We start from the raw sequence: 17159 nt of genomic DNA, 5'->3' as shown, positions 1-17159 counted from the left end.
GCCCATGCCTTGGCTTTCTGTTGCGATGCTGCTCTTGTTTGGCCTCTTGTTTCTGGCGGCCGAAGTTATTTTCATTCCCGGCACTACCATAGTCGGCTTCGTGGGCTTTGCGCTGCTGGCGGTGGGAGTCTGGATGGGGTACCGCGACCTGGGAACCCCCCTGGGGCATTATGCGCTGGTGGGGGTAGCGCTGCTGGCCGGAGTAATCGTGTACGTGGGGCTGCGGCCCAAAAACCTGTCACGGCTGGCCCTCCACAGCGTTAATGATACCACGGTAGACGACGCGCGCCGGGCCGATGTGGCGCCGGGCACAGTGGGCCACACGCTGTCGGCGCTGCGGCCATCGGGCACGGTGCTCTTCGGCACCGAGCGGCGGGAGGTAGTAACACGGGGCGAGTTTGTGGCCTCGGGCAGCGCCGTGCGCGTGCTCGCTATTGAGCAAAACCGCATTGTGGTGGCCACGGCTTAGCGTCCGAGCACAGCACTTGTCTAGTTAAACTTATTGAGCCTGCGGCAGTACCCGCAAGGCCGCTACCCAATTCGTTACTACCTTTCAGCATGAATTTTCCCTTATTTCCACTGGCCATAGCAGGCATAGTTCTGCTGGTGTTCCTGTACTTCTTCCCCATTAGCCTTTGGGTTACCGCGGTATTCTCGGGGGTGCGAGTGAGTTTGTTCCAGCTGGCTTTCATGCGGGTGCGCAAAGTGCCACCATCCCTGATTGTCAATTCTCTGATTACCTCTACTAAGGCGGGCCTTCAACTGACGGCTGACGATTTGGAAACTCACTTTCTGGCAGGAGGCAACGTGCCCAGTGTAATCAAAGCGCTGATTTCGGCCGATAAGGCTAATATTCCGCTCACCTTCAAGCAGGCCACGGCCATCGACTTGGCCGGCCGGAACGTGTTTGAGGCCGTGACCACCAGCGTTAACCCTAAGGTAATTAACACCCCCAACGTAGCCGCGGTGTCGCAGGATGGCATTCAGCTCATCGTTATTGCCCGGGTCACGGTGCGGGCCAACATCTCGCAGCTGGTGGGCGGCGCCGGCGAAGAAACCATTCTGGCGCGGGTAGGCGAGGGCATTGTGAGCACCATAGGCTCGTCGAAGTCGCACAAGGAAGTGCTGGAAAACCCCGATAAGATTTCCAAGCTCGTGCTGTCGAAAGGTCTCGATGCGGGCACTGCTTTCGAAATCCTCTCCATCGACATCGCCGACGTGGACATCGGAGAAAACATTGGTGCCAAGCTCCAGATGGACCAGGCGGCTGCCGACTTGCGCGTGGCCGAGGCCCGCGCCGAAGAGCGCCGCGCCATGGCCGTAGCCGTGGAACAGGAAAACCGCGCCAAAACCCAGGAGGCCAAAGCCCGCGTGGTAGACGCCGAAGCCGAAATCCCCAAGGCCATGGCCGAAGCTTTCCGCAACGGCAACCTCGGCATTATGGACTACTACAAAATGCGCAACGTACAGGCTGATACCGACATGCGCGATTCCATCGCCAACCCCGGCGGCAGCGGCAACGTGAAGCCCGGCTCGAGCAACTTAAGCTCCTAAGCTACACTGAGGTGACTTGCTTCCTCCAGCAAGCCTAACCCTGACCCAATTAGTTTACTGCTTTCCCACCAAAAAGGCCTGCTCCGTATGGAACAGGCCTTTTTGGTGGAATCAAAATCGGTAAGGGCGCCGCAATGTGAATATAAGATTTTGTCATTTCATTAAAACAAGCTAACCGATTGGGACGGTAGCGGTTGGATGCTTATCCATTAACCCACCAAATCCCAACACTATATGAAAAGCTTACTGAGTGTATTGTTCCTGGGTGGACTGCTGCTAAGCGGCTGCCAGAAAGAATCCGTTGAGCCGCAGTCGGTTGCAGCCAGCGCGCAAGCGGCAGACGCAAAGTCTGGAGACAGAAGTTTTTCTGCCCATCTCTCGGGCGACCAAGAGGTGCCAGCAGTTCCGACGAATGCAACTGGTCAGGCCAATTTCAAGTTGAGCAAAGACGGCAATTCGCTGTCGTATAAGCTCATTGTGGCCAATATCAGAACTACGGTAATTTTTGGGCACCTGCACTTAGGCAACGCCGGCACCAATGGCCCGGTAGTGGTCGATTTGGTGGGCAGAACGGGCCCCAGCCCGCAGGGAGTGATAGCAGAGGGAATCATTACCAGCGCTTCGCTGAAAGGCCGTCTGGCCGGCCAGCCACTCTCGGCGCTCATAGCCGCTATGGAAGCCGGCAGCATTTATACCAACGTGCATTCTACTGCCTATCCCGGCGGCGAAGTCCGTGGGCAGGTGCGCTAGCCTTTCTACGTACTAGCCAACGCCCGTTGAGTGGATACAAAAAAAGCCTGGCCAAGTGGTCAGGCTTTTTTGTGTAGCTGAAAAGCGGAGCGAAGCACGGCCAAGTGCCAAGGCCTTGCCGCCGTTACTTCTTGGTGATGGTGAACTCTACGCGCCGGTTTTTGGCGCGGGTTTCTTCCTGGTCGTTGCTGGCGATGGGCTTGGTGCCGCCGAAGCCCTCGGTGGTAATGCGGCTGCCGTTGACGCCGTGGCTGCTGAGGTACTTCTTCACCTCGCTCACCCGGTCCTGGCTTAGCTTGAGGTTAAGGGCAGGGTCGCCTTGGTTGTCGGTGTGGCCGGAAATCTTGATTTCTACCGAAGGGTAGTCTTTCATGATGCGGATGAGGCGGGCCAGCTCGGGGTAGGAATTGGTGTTGAGGTAGTAACGGCTCTGCTGGAAGAAGATATTGTTCAGCTTCACGGTCTGGCCCACGTTGAAGGGCACGAGGAACAGGTCTTGCTGCTGCTCGGAGTACTTGTCCTTGGCCGTCACGTCGAGGCTGGCGTTCTCGGCCAGGTAGCCGACGGCTTCGGCGCGGTAGCCATACTGCACGCCGCTGGGCAGCACAATGGTGTAGGAGCCGTCGCGCGGGTCGGTTTCGGTCACGCCGATTTCTTCGCCCGTGAGCAGGTTCTCGTAGTGAATGATGGCGCGAATGGGCTTGCCGGTGTTCACGTCGAGTACGCGGCCGGTCACCAGCGTCACCACTTCGGGCTGGAAGGCGGGGGCGAGAGAGATGCGGAAAATGTCCTTGGAGCCGTCGGTGCCGTTGCGCGACGACACGAGGTAGGCATCCTGGCCGGCGGCCGATACGGTGTAGTAGGCGTCGAAGTCCGGCGAGTTCACTACGGGGCCCAGGTTACGGGGCGGGCTCCAGTTGGTCCAAGTATCATCGAGGCGCTTGCAGTAAAAAATATCAGATTTGCCGTAGCCGCCCCGGCCTTCGCTGGCGAAGTACAGGGTCTTCTCATCAGCAGCCAGGAAGGGGGCGAAGTCGGCTTTGGCCGTGTTCACGTTCGGGCCCAAGTTCAGGGGCTTGGTCCATTCCACCTGCTTTTTGGGGTCGGCCATGGCGCCGGGCAACTTGTCGGGCTTCGGGAAACTCACGTAAATGTCCTGGCCGCCGATGCCGTCGTTGCGCTCCACGGCCATGAGCAGGGCCTTGCCCGAGGTGGCCAGGCAGGCGTCGATGTGTTCGGGGTCTTTGTTGTAGTAGTCGTCAATCTCCACTTTCACGGGCTTGCTCCAGCCACCGGCCGAGCGGCGGCTCATGCTGAAACCCTTGGGCTCCATGAGGCCGTCGACGTACACGCCGATGAGCAGGGCCGTCTGACCGTTGGCAGACACCGAGGCCAAGCCGTTGGGGTCTTCGGGCGTGTTGCTGGGCTCGCCCATGTTCTTGGCCGGGCCCCAGGTTTTGTTTTTGCCCGACACTAGCTTGGAAATCCAGATGTCCTGCGGGTCGCGCGAGCCGCCCACGTTGCCGGGGTGGCTCTGGCGGGCGAAATACAGTGTGCGCCCATCGGGCGAGATTACGGGGTGAGTATCGACGTAGCGCGAGTTCACGTTCGGTCCCAGGTTCACGAGCGAGGAGTCGAACTGGGTAGAAGCCACCGCGTCGGGGCCCTTGGGTGCATCGAAGGCCTGCTTCACCATGGTGGAAGCCACGTTGGCGATGCCGATGGCGTCAATCTGGTTCACCCCCTCCACTTTGCCCGTGTTCATCCGCACAATGACGCCAATGGTGCGGTATTCGGCCACGGGAAACCGCACCTCCAGGGTGCGGAAAGGCTCGGGTAGCGGGCCTGGGTTGGTGTTGGTGTATACCTCGTGTTTTTCGCCTTTGGTATCCACCAGCTCCACTTTGGTGATGGAGCCCGGGTTGAAGTTTTCAACTATCGTTACCTGCTGGGCCGCAATAGAACGGCCAAAGCGCACCTCAATGAATTCGTTGGAGCCTTCTTTCTTGGGAATCCACGCGTCGTTGCTGATTTGGCCCAGCGGCAGGGCGTTGGGAGTGCCCAGTACCTGCGAGGGAGCAAATGGCTCTTTGCCCTCGGCTTTCTGAGACGAAACAGCTACAACGCGGGCCGCCCACAGCACCTGCTGGGCTTGAGAATTGACAGAAAATAATAGTAGCAAAACCACCGACACGAACGTCAGCAGGCGGGACACAAAAGATTCAGACATAGAACTAATAGCAGAAAAAGTAAAACCCACGGGCACGCGCGGACCATAGCAGAAGCACAGTAGCGGGCCCGAGCGGCTTTATTTACAGCTAACCTAATGAAAAACTATTTCCCAACTCCCGCCACGCCGTGTATTACCTTACCAAGGTAACACCGCGAAGCTGAAATTTCAGGGCGATTTGTATGGGATAATTTGGTGGTAATCGGCTTATTTGGGCCACGGCCTAGCATGCAGCCGCGGCAAGAGACAATGTGTTGGCAAATTTATAATTTTAGTATTTGTGATGAGGCAAGCGAACTGAAGGCATAGTTCGATAGGGCTTGAGATAGATAACTGCAACCCGTTAAGATTCCAGTTTTTGGGGTAGCACCTTTAGTAGTTCCTCTAGCCCTGCTTCCAGTTCCTTCGCAGCGGTTTGGCGCTCGGGTTCCGATGAGCTTTCGGCTTCGAGCACGGCCATGTGGGGCAGGAGCCCAGCTGCTCCGAGCAGGCGCAGCGACGGCCGCAGCTTGTGGGCCAGCGCCGCAGCCACAGGCCAGTTGGCCGCGGCGCTGGCTGCCCGAAGCTCTGCCACGCTGCCGGGAGTGTTGTTGTGGAAAGAGGTCAGAATGCGGTTCATGAAAGCCGTGCTGCCGTGGGCGGTTTGGCTTAGCAAGGCGAGGTCGAAGAGCGGGGCAGCGGCTTCGGCGGCCTCAGGCGCCGGGGCGGGATGCGGCACGGTGGCGTTGGCTGGGGCGGCTTCGCTGGTTTCGGTTGGGGCGGGGGCAGCTGGCAAAGCGGCCGCTAGGGCCGAGGCGGGACCGCCGCCGGCCATGAGCGCGGCCAGTTTGCCGAGCAGCTCGGCCTCGTCGAAGGGTTTGGGCAGGGTGTCGTTCATGCCGGCCTCGGCATACTTCTCGGCATCGGCGCGGAAGGCATTGGCCGTGAGGGCCAGAATGGGGGTGGCGGCCTTCACAGGGTCGTAGTGCGCCCGAATGCGGGCGGTGGCTTCCAGCCCGTTCATGCCGGGCATCTGAATATCCATCAATACGGCATCGTAGCGGCACTCCTCAAACAATTCGAGAGCTTCGAGGCCGCTGGCGGCTTCGTCTACCACCACGCCGTGGCCTTCCAACAGCAGCTGGGCTACTTCGCGGTTCACAGCGTTGTCTTCTACCAGCAGCACGCGGCGGCCGCGCACGGCTGCTTCCTGCAGCATTACCACGGGCTCATTGGCTTTTTGCCGCGCTTCGGCGCTGGCCTTGGGCAGCGTGGTCACGAAGGAGAAAGAGCTGCCCTGGCCCGGCTGGCTTTGCACCGTGAGCCGTCCGCCCATCTGGGCCACCAGGGCCCGGCTGATGCTCAGCCCTAGTCCCGTACCACCAAACTGCCGGGTGGTGTCGGCGTAGGCCTGCGTGAATTCCTGAAAAATGCTTTCCAGCTTGTCGGGCGCAATGCCGATGCCGCTATCCGTCACCCGAAACTCAGTGGTGAGGGTGTCTTCGGTTTCGCTCACAAAGTAGCCGCCTATCGCCACCGTGCCACCCGCCGGAGTAAACTTGATGGCGTTCGACAGCAGGTTTATCAGCACTTGGTTGAGGCGGTAGGAATCGCCAACTACCCAGGGCAGGGGGCAGGAATCGCGCAGGAGCGTGCCCACCACCCGAATGCCTTTTTCCTGGGCCTGCATCACCAGGGGGTGCGCCGCTTTGCCCATGGAATCGCAGAGGTTGAAGGCTGACTGCTCCAGCTCCAGGTTGCCCGAGGTGATTTTGGCCATGTCGAGCACGTCGTTCACCACGTTCAGCAAGTGCCGTCCCGAGTGCTGGATGATGGCCGTGTAGCTGCGCTGCTGCTCGTTGAGGCTGGTTTTGGCGAGCAGGCTTGTCATGCCCAGCACGCCATTGAGCGGCGTGCGGATTTCGTGGCTCATGTTGGCCAGGAAGTTTTCGCGGGCCAGGGCGGCGGCTTCCGCTTCCTGCTGCGCTTGCTTGAGCGCCGTGATGTCGGTGCTTACGCCCAGCACCTGCGCGGTGCCGTCGGCCAGCACCATGGGGCAGCGCACCGTCTGAAACCAGCGCTCCTCGCCGTTGCCGAGCCTTAATGAGGTTATGTTCAGAATTTTCTGACCCGATTTGAGCACTTCCTGGTCGGTGAGGGCCGACGTTTTGAGCACCTCCATGTCGAGAGCAGCTTCCATGGTAACGGCACCGGCCAGGTCCCTGATGCGCTCGCGCATGGCCTTCATCTCTGCGTTCTCAAACATGGTGTTGCCCTCGGCGTCGCGTACCCAAATCAGGTTGGGGTTGAGGTCCAGCACCAAGCTGGTGAATGCCTGCTGGACCAGCATTTGGGCTTCGCTCTGGTGGGAGCGCGCCTCAGCCTGCCGCCGGACGGTGATGTCGAGGCCGTAGCACATCACCTCGCGCAGAATGCCGTCCGGGGCAAAAATGGGCTGATAATAGCACTGCCAATACTTGGCGATGTCCCCGTCCGACCCGGGCCACTGCTCTTCCCAGCTCACGGTATCGCGGGTGGTCACGGCGCGGTCAAACAAGCGGCGACGGCGCACGGCCAGAGCCGGTGGCAGCCCCGAGGCGGCGCAGTGGTCGGCAAAGCTCAGGCCTACCCGGGCCTGGCGCAGCTCCGGGTCGGGTTCGGCGTAGGGGTTCACGTAGCGGTAGCGCTGGTCGGGGTCGAGCACCGTGACTACTGCCGGCAAGTGGGCCAGAATGGTTTCGTAGAACTCGCGCTGCTCACGGGTTTCCTGCTCGGCCTGCCGCCGGGCCGTCACGTCGGTGAGGTAGAGCATGGCAAAGCCTTCTTCCAGCACCGGCACCGCAAACAGCAAGAAGTGCTGGCCGTTGGCTTGCAGCTCGCGCTGCAGTGACTCGCCCGTGCGCAGGGTGTGCTGGGCCGCTTGCACCAATTGCGGGCGCACCCGCGAAGGGCCGGTTGCCAGCAGCTCGTCGGCCAGCATGGCGGCGGCCGGGTTGGCAAACAGGAGCTCGCCGGTGCTGCTCAGCCGGATTATCGGATTGGGATTTAACTGAGGAATGCGGCTGGTGACGCGCAAGGCCGTCAAATCGGCCTCGGCCTGCTTGCGGCGTTGGCGTTCGGCCAGGAGCAGGGCACGGAGTTCAGCCGGATTATCGGAGAGGAGCAGGGTATCGTCGGCACGCTTCATCCTACAAATATGCCTGACAATACGCGGAACGTCCTGCCACGAAATTGGAAAAAAATCAGAATCTCGAAAATTTTACTTTACCTCATCGGGCCGAAGCCCTTGGCATTATAGCTCCTTGCGCAGCCGCGCTACCGGAATATTCAGCTGTTCACGGTACTTGGCCACCGTGCGGCGAGCAATGTTGTAACCGCGGGCGTTCAGCATTTTTTCTAGCTTGTCGTCGCTCAGGGGCCGTTCTTTGCTTTCGTTGCCGATAAGGTCTTTCAGAATGCTTTTCACCTCGCGGCTCGATGCATCCTCGCCCGAATCAGTGGCAATACCTTCGGAGAAAAAGTACTTGAGCGGGTAGATGCCAAACTCGGTTTGGATGGATTTTGAGTTGGCCACCCGGCTCACCGTGGAAATGTCCATGCCGATGCGCTGGGCAATATCCTTCAAAATCATAGGCTTGAGCTTGCCCTCGTCGCCTTCGGCAAAGAAGTCGCGCTGCAGCTCCACAATGGCATTCATGGTGCGCAGCAGCGTGTTTTGGCGCTGCCGAATGGCGTCGATAAACCACTTAGCCGAGTCCAGCTTCTGCTTCACAAACGTGACGGCCTCCTTCATCTTGGCGTCCTTCTTGGCCGCCTTGTCGTAGGTCCGGAACATCTCGGTATAGGCCGGGCTCACGCGTAGCTCGGGGGCGTTGCGGGCGTTCAGCGTCAGGTTGAACAGGCCGTTGTCATTCGTCAGAATGAAGTCGGGCATCAGGTACTGCGTCTTGCCCAGGCCGCTGGGGCCGCTGCCGCCCGGCTTGGGGTTCAGCTTCAGAATCACGTTGATGGCCTCCTTCAGCTCGTCGTCTTCCAGGTCCAGCTTCTGCTGAATGCGCGGGTAGTGCTTCTTGCTGAACTCTTCAAACGTCTCGGTCAATATCCGCTCGGCGTTCACCGTGTTCTCGTCCTGCGGGCGGCGCTCCAGCTGGAGCAGCAGGCACTCCGGCAGGTCGCGCGCGCCGATGCCGGGCGGGTCGAAACCCTGAATGACGCGCAGCACGGCCTCGATTTCGGGCACGGTCACTTCCAGGTTTTGCGAGAAAGCGAGGTCGTTGGCAATGGCTGAAAGGTCGCGGCGGATGTAGCCGTCGCCGTCTATCGAGCCGATGAGCTGCTGGCCGATGGCCTCCTGGCGCTCGTCGAGGTCGGCAAAGTGCAGCTGGTCCATCAGCGAGTCCATGAGCGAGCCGCTGGTGTCGGCCAGGGGCGTGTCGCGCTCTTCTTCCTCGCCGGGGCCGTCGCCTTGCATCTTGTAGCCGGCAATTTCGTCGTCGTTGAGGTAGTCGCTCAGGTCCAGGTCGGTGTTATCGGGCGCGGTGTCGGAGTCAACCGGGCCTTCATCCTTGGGCAGGATTTCGGGTTCGGGCATCTCGTCGGCCATTTCCTGGTCGGAGCTGCGGTCGTCGAAATCCTCGTCCAGCGTGTTTTCGTCGTTGTCGAGCGAAGCATCGGGGTCGTCGTCGGCGTCGCTGTCGTCATCGTCGCGCTCCATTTCCTCGGGCTCGTCGGCTTCGTCCTCTTCCAGCGCCGGGTTCACCTCCATCTCCTCTTTGATGCGGGTTTCCAGCTCGGCCGTAGGAATCTGCAGCAGCTTAATAAACTGAATCTGCTGCGGGCTAAGCTTTTGGGAAAGGAGCTGTTTGAGGTCGAGGCGTTGCATAGGAACGAAAATACGAAAAGGGCGGGCCCGCAGTCGTTTTTACTAGGGTTACGCTTGAAAAGTTGAGGTAGCGCAGCCTCAGTAGCGCGGACTTTTAGTTCGCGAGTTAATAAGCCTGGTACCCGCGGACTAAAAGTCCGCGCTACTGAGGCTGCGCGCTACCTTTGCCCTCTCATACTACGATTTCCCGCAAGTTATGTCCCTCAAACGGTCCACCGTGCAGCAACTTCTGTCGAGCCAGGAGCTCGACCGCGAAGTTCTCGTCAAAGGCTGGGTTCGCACCCGCCGCGGCAACAAATACGTCCAGTTCATTGCTGTCAACGACGGTTCGATTCTCCACAACATTCAGGTAGTAGCCGACGCGGAGAAATTTCCCGAAGAAGCGCTGAAGGACGTCACTACTGGTTCGTGCGTGGCCATTCGGGGCAAGCTGGTGGCCTCGCAAGGCAAGGGCCAGACCGTGGAAGTGCAGGCCGCCGAAATTACTGTATTGGGCAAATCGGACCCCGAAGCGTACCCGCTGCAAAAAAAGGCTACGTCGCTGGAGCACCTGCGCGAGATTGCCCACCTGCGCCCCCGCACCAACACCTTTGGGGCGGTGCTGCGCGTGCGACACGCGCTGGCGTTTGCCATTCACGACTATTTTAATAAGAACGGCTTTTTCTACGTCCACACGCCCATCATCACCGGTTCCGATGCTGAGGGCGCGGGCCAGATGTTCCGCGTGACCACGCTGCCGCCCGAGCACCCGCCCCGCACCGCCGATGGTTCGGTGGACTTCTCCGAGGACTTCTTCGGCAAGCAAACCAACCTCACCGTGTCGGGTCAGCTCGAGGGGGAATTGGCAGCTATGGCGCTGGGCAGCATCTACACCTTCGGTCCCACCTTCCGGGCCGAAAACTCCAACACCGCCCGCCACCTCGCCGAGTTCTGGATGATAGAGCCTGAAGTGGCTTTCAACGAACTCGAAGAGAACATGGACCTGGCCGAGGACTTCCTTCAAAGCCTGGTGCGCTACGCCCTCGAGCACTGCGCCGACGACCTAGCCTTCCTCAACGAGCAATACGACAAGGAGCTGCTGGGCCGCCTGCACTTTGTGGTCGACAACGCCTTCCAGCGCCTCACCTACACCGAGGCCGTGGAAATCCTGAAGTCGGCCAAGCAGAAATTCGAGTTTCCCGTGGACTGGGGCACCGACCTGCAGAGCGAGCACGAGCGCTACCTGGTGGAGAAGCACTTCAAGAAGCCCGTTATCCTCACCAACTACCCGAAGGAAATCAAAGCCTTCTATATGAAGCTGGACGAGGACGGCCGCACCGTGCGTGCCATGGACGTGCTGTTTCCCGGCATCGGCGAAATCATCGGCGGCTCGCAGCGCGAGGAGGATTACGAGAAGCTCACCACCCGCATGGCCGAAATGCACGTGCCCACCGATGAGCTGGACTGGTACCTCGACACCCGCCGCTTCGGCACCGCGCCGCACGCCGGCTTCGGCCTGGGCTTCGAGCGCCTGGTGCTGTTCGTGACGGGCATGAGCAACATCCGCGACGTTATTCCCTTCCCGCGCTATCCCAAGAACGCGGCGTTTTAAAACCAAAAAAGGCGGCCCGGTGAGGGCCGCCTTTTTATTGCTGGATGTTTCGCTTGATAGAGGCCGGATTATTTTTCGCCTTTTCCGTTACCCTTGCCTTTTCCATTGCCGCGTCCGTTGTCATCATAGCGGCGGTCGTCGTAGCGGCGGTCGTCATAGACCCGGTTGTCGTAGACCTGGACATTGCCTTTTTTGGCTTGGCCGGGAGGCAGGCCGCCGTTGCTGGGGTTGGCGCGGTAGCCGCGTTTTTTGGCCTGGCCGGGAGGCATGCCGTGGGGGTGGCCCTTGCGGTTGCGGCTGTTGTCGTAGTTGCGGTCGTCGTTGCGGGCGGGGCGGCCAAACACTTCCGGCAGCACATCGCCGAGCACAGTACCGTTGGTTTGGGTGGGCTGGGGCGCGGGCTGCGGGGCCGGGTTTTCTACCCGCTTATTCATCCACGGGGGCAGCGTGGTGGTCTGGGCGTGGGCGGCGGGAGTGGCCCAAACCAGCAGGCCAAGCACCAGGGTATAGGAGATTTTGGGGAGCTTGTGCATGACAGGGAATTAAGGAGTGCAGAAGAATATAATTAATCAGTTGCAAGTACGATGCCAACTTGATTAGTTGGGCCTGAAACTGCTGCCGGAATAGTTTAGCTAATCATCTGCGATGTGCGGGCACAAACCGGGGCAGGTTGCTGTTGTGCACCAACGTACCCGACCGAATTGGCTAATGCGACTGGCAAATAGCGCGTTTCCATTAGCCTTCGGCCTCCCTTTTTCGTACCTTTGCGCACTTATCTGCTGCGTTTCTGAATGGCCAAAAAATCCACCGATACCCCGGTTGCCAAAGCCCCCAAAGCCAAGGCTCCCGCGCTGAAAAACACAGCTAAAGAAGCCGTCGCCGAAACGGCCGCCACTGTGCGCACCCTTACCGAGCTGCCGGCTGCTGGCCCCACCACGGCCCACACCCACGGCCAGCTCAATGGCCACAGTCCCGCCTCGCAGCACCTCGAAGCGCCCTACATTGAAGTGTACGGAGCCCGCGAGCACAACCTCAAGAATGTGTCGGTAAAGATTCCGCGCAACCGGCTGGTGGTGTTCACGGGTATTTCGGGCTCGGGCAAGTCGAGCCTGGCCTTCGATACCATCTATGCCGAGGGTCAGCGCCGCTACATGGAGACGTTTTCGGCCTACGCCCGCAGCTTTATGGGCGGCCTGGAGCGGCCCGATGTAGACAAGATTGAGGGCCTCTCGCCGGTCATCAGCATCGAGCAGAAGACCACCTCGCGCAATCCGCGCTCCACGGTGGGCACCATCACGGAGATTTACGACTTCCTGCGCTTGCTGTATGCCCGCACGGCCGAAGCTTTCAGCTACGCCACGGGCAAGAAGATGATTCGGCAGAGCGACGACCAGATTATCAACTTCCTCCTCAAGCATTTCGATGGCAAGAAGCTGGTGGTGCTGGCGCCGGTGGTGAAGGGCCGCAAGGGCCACTACCGCGAAGACTTCCAGAAGATTGCCAAGCTGGGCTTTGCCAAGGTGCGCGTCGATGGTGAAATTCTCGACATCACGCCCAAGATGCAGGTGGACCGCTACAAGATTCACGACATCGAAATCGTGATTGACCGGCTGGTGGTGAAAGAGGAAGACCGGTTCCGGCTCAGCGGCTCGGTGCAGAACGCGCTGGTGCACGGCAAGGGTACCATGCTGGTGCTCGACCCCGATGCCAAGGGCGACAAGGCCAAGCCGCAGTTCTTCTCGCGCTTCCTGATGGACCCCACCACCGGCATCGCCTACGACGACCCGGCGCCTAACACCTTCAGCTTCAACTCGCCCTACGGTGCCTGCCCCACCTGCAACGGCCTGGGCGAGGTACAGGAAATAACGGAAGACAGCGTGATGCCCGACCGCAAGCTGAGCATTGCGCGCGGCGGCATTGCGCCGCTGGGCGACTACCGCGACATCTGGATTTTCCAGCAGCTCTCGGTCATTCTTAAAAAGCACAAAGCCACCCTGAACACGCCCATCGAGAAGCTCTCGGAGGACTTGCTCAAGCGCCTGCTCCACGGAATTACGGAGGACGAGGCCGACGACAGCAAAAGCCAGTACACGGAGGCGTTCGAAGGGCTTATTCCCTTCCTACGCCGGCAGATGGATTCCGAGTCGGACAACATCCGCGAGTGGATTTCGCAGTACGCCCAGGCCCAGACCTGCCCCGAGTGCGAGGGCTACCGCCTGAAAAAGGAAAGCCTGCACTTCCGCATGGCCGACAAGCACATCGGGGAGCTCTCGGTGATGGACCTCAATGACCTGGCCGGTTGGTTTGAAGGATTAGAAGACCGCCTCACCGAGCGCCAAAACGTGATTGCCCGCGAGCTGCTGAAGGAAATCCGCAAACGCATCGGCTTCCTGCTGGAAGTGGGCCTCGATTACCTGAACCTGCACCGCCCCGTGCGCACGCTGAGCGGCGGCGAAAGCCAGCGCATCCGCCTCGCCACCCAGATTGGTACCCAACTCGTGGGCGTGCTCTACATCATGGACGAGCCGAGCATCGGCTTGCATCAGCGCGACAACGAGCGGCTCATCAAGGCCCTCCAGCACCTGCGCGACATCGGCAACTCGGTGATTGTGGTGGAGCACGACAAAGACATGATTCTTCACGCCGACCACGTGCTGGACATTGGTCCCGGCGCGGGTATTCACGGCGGCCACATCGTGGCCTCGGGCACGCCGCAGGAGATTCTGAGCTCCGGCTCGCTCACTTCGCAGTACCTGAGCGGGCAGAAGCACATCGAGATGCGTAAGAAAAAGCGCAAGGGCGAAGGCGCCGAGCTGGTGCTGAAGGGCGCCAAGGGCAACAACCTCAAAAACGTGACCCTAAAGGTGCCGCTGGGCAAGCTGGTGGCCGTGACGGGCGTTTCCGGCTCGGGCAAATCGACGCTTATTCACGACACCCTGTACCCAATTCTGAATCAGCACTTCTTCAACTCCAAGAAGGAGCCGCTGGCTTACGGCAGCATCGAAGGGCTGGATTTGGTGGATAAGGTGATTGAGGTGGACCAGTCGCCGATTGGCCGGACGCCGCGCTCGAACCCGGCTACCTACACGGGCGTGTTCACCGAAATCCGCCAGCTGTTTGGCGAAATGGCCGAGGCAAAAATCCGTGGCTATGGCCCCGGCCGCTTCTCCTTCAACGTGAAGGGCGGGCGCTGCGAAACCTGCGAGGGCGCCGGCATCCGCACCATCGAGATGAACTTCCTGCCCGACGTGCACGTGCCCTGCGAAACCTGCAAAGGCCGTCGCTACAACCGCGAAACCCTGGAGGTGCGCTTTAAAGGCAAGTCCATTACCGACATTCTGGACATGACGGTGGAAAAGGCGGTGGAGTTCTTTGAGTTCCAGCCCCGCATCCTGCGTAAAATAAAAACGCTGAACGATGTGGGCCTGGGCTACCTCACTCTAGGCCAGCAGGCCACCACGCTTTCCGGCGGCGAGGCCCAGCGTGTGAAACTCGCCACCGAGCTCAGCAAGAAGGACACGGGCAAAACGTTCTACATCCTCGACGAGCCAACCACCGGCCTGCACTTCGAAGACATCAACCACCTGGCTGATGTACTCCAAAAGCTGGCCGACAAAGGCAACACCGTTCTCATCATCGAGCACAACCTGGACCTGATTAAGGTGGCCGATTATGTCATTGACATCGGCCCCGAGGGTGGCGCGGGCGGTGGTTCCATCGTGGCCCAGGGCACGCCCGAGCAGGTGGCTAAGTCTGATAAAGGCCACACGGCCCGCTTCCTGGCCGAGGAACTGAAAATAAGCAAATACACGGAGGCCTAACATACCCGTCATCATTCAAGCACTAAAAAGCCCGCCATGCACTGCATGACGGGCTTTTTAGTGCTTGAATGAGTTTTAGAAATGGGCAGTGAAAACATTTTTTTGTCACCAACCAACCTTTCTTTAATGGCCCGACACTTTGGAGCAAAGAATTTAATAAAGGTTCGTGTCCAGTTCCCCGCCTCGTCTGCTTTCTGAAGAACAGCATCTGCTGGCGGGCTGTCTGGCCCAGGACCGTCAGGCGCAATTTCGCCTGTACCAGCAATACAAGACGGCCATGTTTTCCTCTGCTCTGCGAATTCTTGGCGACCGGGCCCTAGCTCAGGATGCCTTGCAGGAAGCCTTTGTCGAAATATTCCAAGGCCTGTCGGGGTTCCGGCAGCAGTCGACGTTGGGCGCCTGGATTAAAATCATTGTGGTGCGGCGGGCCTTGCTCACGCTGCGGCGCGAGCAGCGCATGGAAGTGTACGACCAGGACCGCCACCCCGAGCCCCTGGTGGCTTGGCACGACAACCTCACCGGCGAGGCCCTGGACAAAGCCATTGGCGAGTTGCCGGCCGGCTACCGGGCCGTGTTCTGCCTGGTGGAGGTGGAAGGCTACGCCCACAGCGAGGTCGCGGAGATGCTCGGCATCGCGGAAGGCACCAGCAAGTCGCAGCTCTACCACGCCAAGCGCCTGCTGCAACGCAAACTTCAGTACCTCTACCAATGAGCCAGACCCCCGAAATGCCCGAAAAGGGCGGGCGAAACCTGCGGCGGGCCCTGAACAACCTGCCGGCTCACGAGCCCGAGCCAGCTACCTGGGCCCGCATTGAGGCGCAGCTAGCCGTCGATGTCGCCTTGGCCCAAGCCATACCCGCGCTGCCGACGTATGAGCCCGACGATGACCTTTGGGCTAATGTAGCGGCCCGGCTGGATGCAGCGGCAGCTACGGAAGTGCCCGCTGCGGCCCCCGCGCCGCTGGCCGTGGAGCGGCAGTTGTGGCCCGCTCGCTCCATGCGCCGGATGCTGGCTATAGCAGCCAGCGTGCTGCTGGTGTTGGGCGTATGGTGGCAGGTACGCCCGGCTGCTTCGGTGCCCACAGTTGCCCGCGAAACGGTGACGTTTAGCGAAGAAGAAAGCCTGCTCTCGCTGCCCGCGCCACCAGCCGACCCGCTGGAGCGGCAGGGACTGTCCTTCATCGATGCCCACTGCTCGTCGCAGCCCGTGGTATGCCAATCGGGCGAATTCCGGACGCTGCGAATGCAACTGGAAGAGCTGGAAACCCAGGAAGCTCAGCTGCACCAGGACGCCCGCCGCTTCGGCGCCTCGCCGGAATTGCTCCGCGAGCAGGCCCGGCTTGTCACTCTGAAAGCTACCGTTACCCGCGAACTGGTTCAACTTCTTATCTCATGATGTTATTTATTCACTGGCCTGGGGCCTGGTGGCGGTGGGGAGGGCTGGCCGTGTTGCTCGGACTCCTGGTGCTGCCCGCCGCGCGGGCCCAGCAGCGGGTGCAGGTCGTGACCCGCACCGTGGAGCAAACCTGGAACTGCCCGCCCGGCATGGCGGTGCGTATCCGGGCCGAAAAGGCCAACGTGCAGGTGCGGGGCTGGGACCGGCCCACCGTGCAGGTGACCCTGCGCCTCAGCGCCCGCCACGCCAAGCGGGAGGTGGCCGTGCAGGACCTGCCCGTGGCGCAGTATCGGCTCCAGCAAACCGGCAATGCGCTGGACCTCGTCAATCTGTTTGTGCTGCCGGCTGGGGCCTCGCCCGTACGCAGCGACCTGCGCGCCGAGTACATCGTGCTAATGCCTACCGGCAATCCCCTGCAAGTGATAAACGCCTACGGCCAAACCACCCTGGCCGACCTCAGCGGCGCGCAAAAACTAGAGCAAAACTTCGGGCAGATTACCCTGCGCAATCTGCGCGGCACCCTCACGGTCAGTGCCCGCTACGCCGACCTGAATGCCGCCAATGTGCAAGCCGATTTCACCTGCGAAGCCAATAAGTCGGCGGTGCAGCTGCTGGGGCTGGGCGGCAGCTGCTTCGTGCGCAACTACTACGGCAGCGTCCGGGTGCAGCCCGCCGCCGACCTGCGCAAGCTCACCGTGGAGGCCGACCGGACCGAGGTAGTCATTAGCGCGGCCGAACCCGAGCTTTTCTCCTATCAGCTCAACGTGCTGCAAGGTGCCCTGACGGTGCCGCCGGCCTACGCTGCCGCTAAAAAAATCACAGCCAACCGCGCCTCGCTGACTACCAAGCCGGCCGGGGCGGCGCGCCCGGTGGTGCGAGTGAATACTTCCTACGCGCCGCTCACCCTACAGATTCAGCTGCTTTCCGCCCAATTCTAATCTTTTCGTCCTCTTCTCC

Annotated in this window: 12 protein-coding genes; 8 read left to right on the top strand and 4 right to left on the bottom strand. The window is 60.4% G+C overall.

The features are described from left to right. Nucleotides 1-4: 4 nt before the first annotated feature. The 3 genes from BMZ66_RS20705 (at nucleotide 5) to BMZ66_RS20695 (ending at nucleotide 2304) form a co-directional block, all read left to right on the top strand. On the top strand, nucleotides 5-469 hold the full coding sequence (locus BMZ66_RS20705; RefSeq protein WP_092677973.1) for an NfeD family protein: 465 nt from the start codon (nucleotides 5-7) through the stop codon (nucleotides 467-469). A gap of 89 nt (nucleotides 470-558) precedes the next feature. Next, nucleotides 559-1554: a flotillin-like protein FloA gene (gene floA, locus BMZ66_RS20700; RefSeq protein ID WP_092677971.1), complete on the top strand. Its 996-nt coding sequence runs from the start codon at nucleotides 559-561 to the stop codon at nucleotides 1552-1554. Between the two features lie 234 nt (nucleotides 1555-1788). Next, complete coding sequence (locus tag BMZ66_RS20695; RefSeq protein WP_092677969.1) at nucleotides 1789-2304, top strand: CHRD domain-containing protein; 516 nt, start codon at nucleotides 1789-1791, stop codon at nucleotides 2302-2304. A gap of 124 nt (nucleotides 2305-2428) precedes the next feature. On the opposite strand, the gene BMZ66_RS20690 is transcribed toward BMZ66_RS20695, so the two are convergent. The 3 genes from BMZ66_RS20690 to rpoN all read right to left on the bottom strand — a co-directional run bounded on the left by BMZ66_RS20690 (nucleotide 2429) and on the right by rpoN (nucleotide 9395). Beyond that, nucleotides 2429-4534, bottom strand: coding sequence for an OmpA family protein (locus tag BMZ66_RS20690; RefSeq protein WP_092677967.1), 2106 nt, complete (start codon nucleotides 4532-4534; stop codon nucleotides 2429-2431). A 343-nt stretch (nucleotides 4535-4877) separates the two neighbouring features. Continuing rightward, nucleotides 4878-7700 carry a response regulator gene (locus BMZ66_RS20685; RefSeq protein WP_092677965.1) on the bottom strand — a complete coding sequence of 941 codons (2823 nt, stop codon included), beginning with the start codon at nucleotides 7698-7700 and terminating at the stop codon, nucleotides 4878-4880. 105 nt (nucleotides 7701-7805) lie between these two features. Further along, nucleotides 7806-9395 carry an RNA polymerase factor sigma-54 gene (gene rpoN, locus BMZ66_RS20680; protein WP_092677963.1) on the bottom strand — a complete coding sequence of 530 codons (1590 nt, stop codon included), beginning with the start codon at nucleotides 9393-9395 and terminating at the stop codon, nucleotides 7806-7808. Between the two features lie 196 nt (nucleotides 9396-9591). Here rpoN and asnS point away from each other — a divergent pair, with 196 nt between their 5' ends. Continuing rightward, the gene (gene asnS / locus BMZ66_RS20675; RefSeq protein WP_092677961.1) at nucleotides 9592-10986 is read left to right on the top strand and encodes an asparagine--tRNA ligase; all 1395 of its coding nucleotides are present in this window, start codon (nucleotides 9592-9594) and stop codon (nucleotides 10984-10986) included. 68 nt (nucleotides 10987-11054) lie between these two features. Here the strand turns inward: asnS and BMZ66_RS20670 are convergent, their stop codons facing one another. Beyond that, nucleotides 11055-11519, bottom strand: a complete 465-nt coding sequence (locus BMZ66_RS20670; protein ID WP_092677959.1) for a hypothetical protein — start codon at nucleotides 11517-11519, stop codon at nucleotides 11055-11057. Between the two features lie 258 nt (nucleotides 11520-11777). Here BMZ66_RS20670 and uvrA point away from each other — a divergent pair, with 258 nt between their 5' ends. From uvrA to BMZ66_RS20650, 4 genes are all read left to right on the top strand, one after another. Then, a complete protein-coding gene (gene uvrA / locus BMZ66_RS20665; RefSeq protein WP_234795188.1) occupies nucleotides 11778-14807 on the top strand; it encodes an excinuclease ABC subunit UvrA in 3030 nt (1009 codons plus the stop codon). Between the two features lie 166 nt (nucleotides 14808-14973). Then, a complete protein-coding gene (locus tag BMZ66_RS20660; RefSeq protein WP_092677957.1) occupies nucleotides 14974-15519 on the top strand; it encodes an RNA polymerase sigma factor in 546 nt (181 codons plus the stop codon). Next, nucleotides 15516-16202: a hypothetical protein gene (locus tag BMZ66_RS20655; RefSeq protein ID WP_092677955.1), complete on the top strand. Its 687-nt coding sequence runs from the start codon at nucleotides 15516-15518 to the stop codon at nucleotides 16200-16202. The genes BMZ66_RS20660 and BMZ66_RS20655 overlap by 4 nt, the downstream gene beginning before the upstream one ends. Further along, nucleotides 16199-17140 (top strand): hypothetical protein, encoded by a 942-nt coding sequence (locus BMZ66_RS20650; protein ID WP_143080320.1) that lies wholly within the window; start codon nucleotides 16199-16201, stop codon nucleotides 17138-17140. The genes BMZ66_RS20655 and BMZ66_RS20650 overlap by 4 nt, the downstream gene beginning before the upstream one ends. Nucleotides 17141-17159: the final 19 nt, after the last annotated feature.

Origin of the sequence: Hymenobacter arizonensis (genome assembly GCF_900115775.1) — a bacterium.
Taxonomy (GTDB): Bacteria; Bacteroidota; Bacteroidia; order Cytophagales; family Hymenobacteraceae; genus Hymenobacter; species Hymenobacter arizonensis.
Note: the sequence above shows the minus strand (reverse complement) of the source record. Positions and strands in the feature narration are given on the sequence as shown.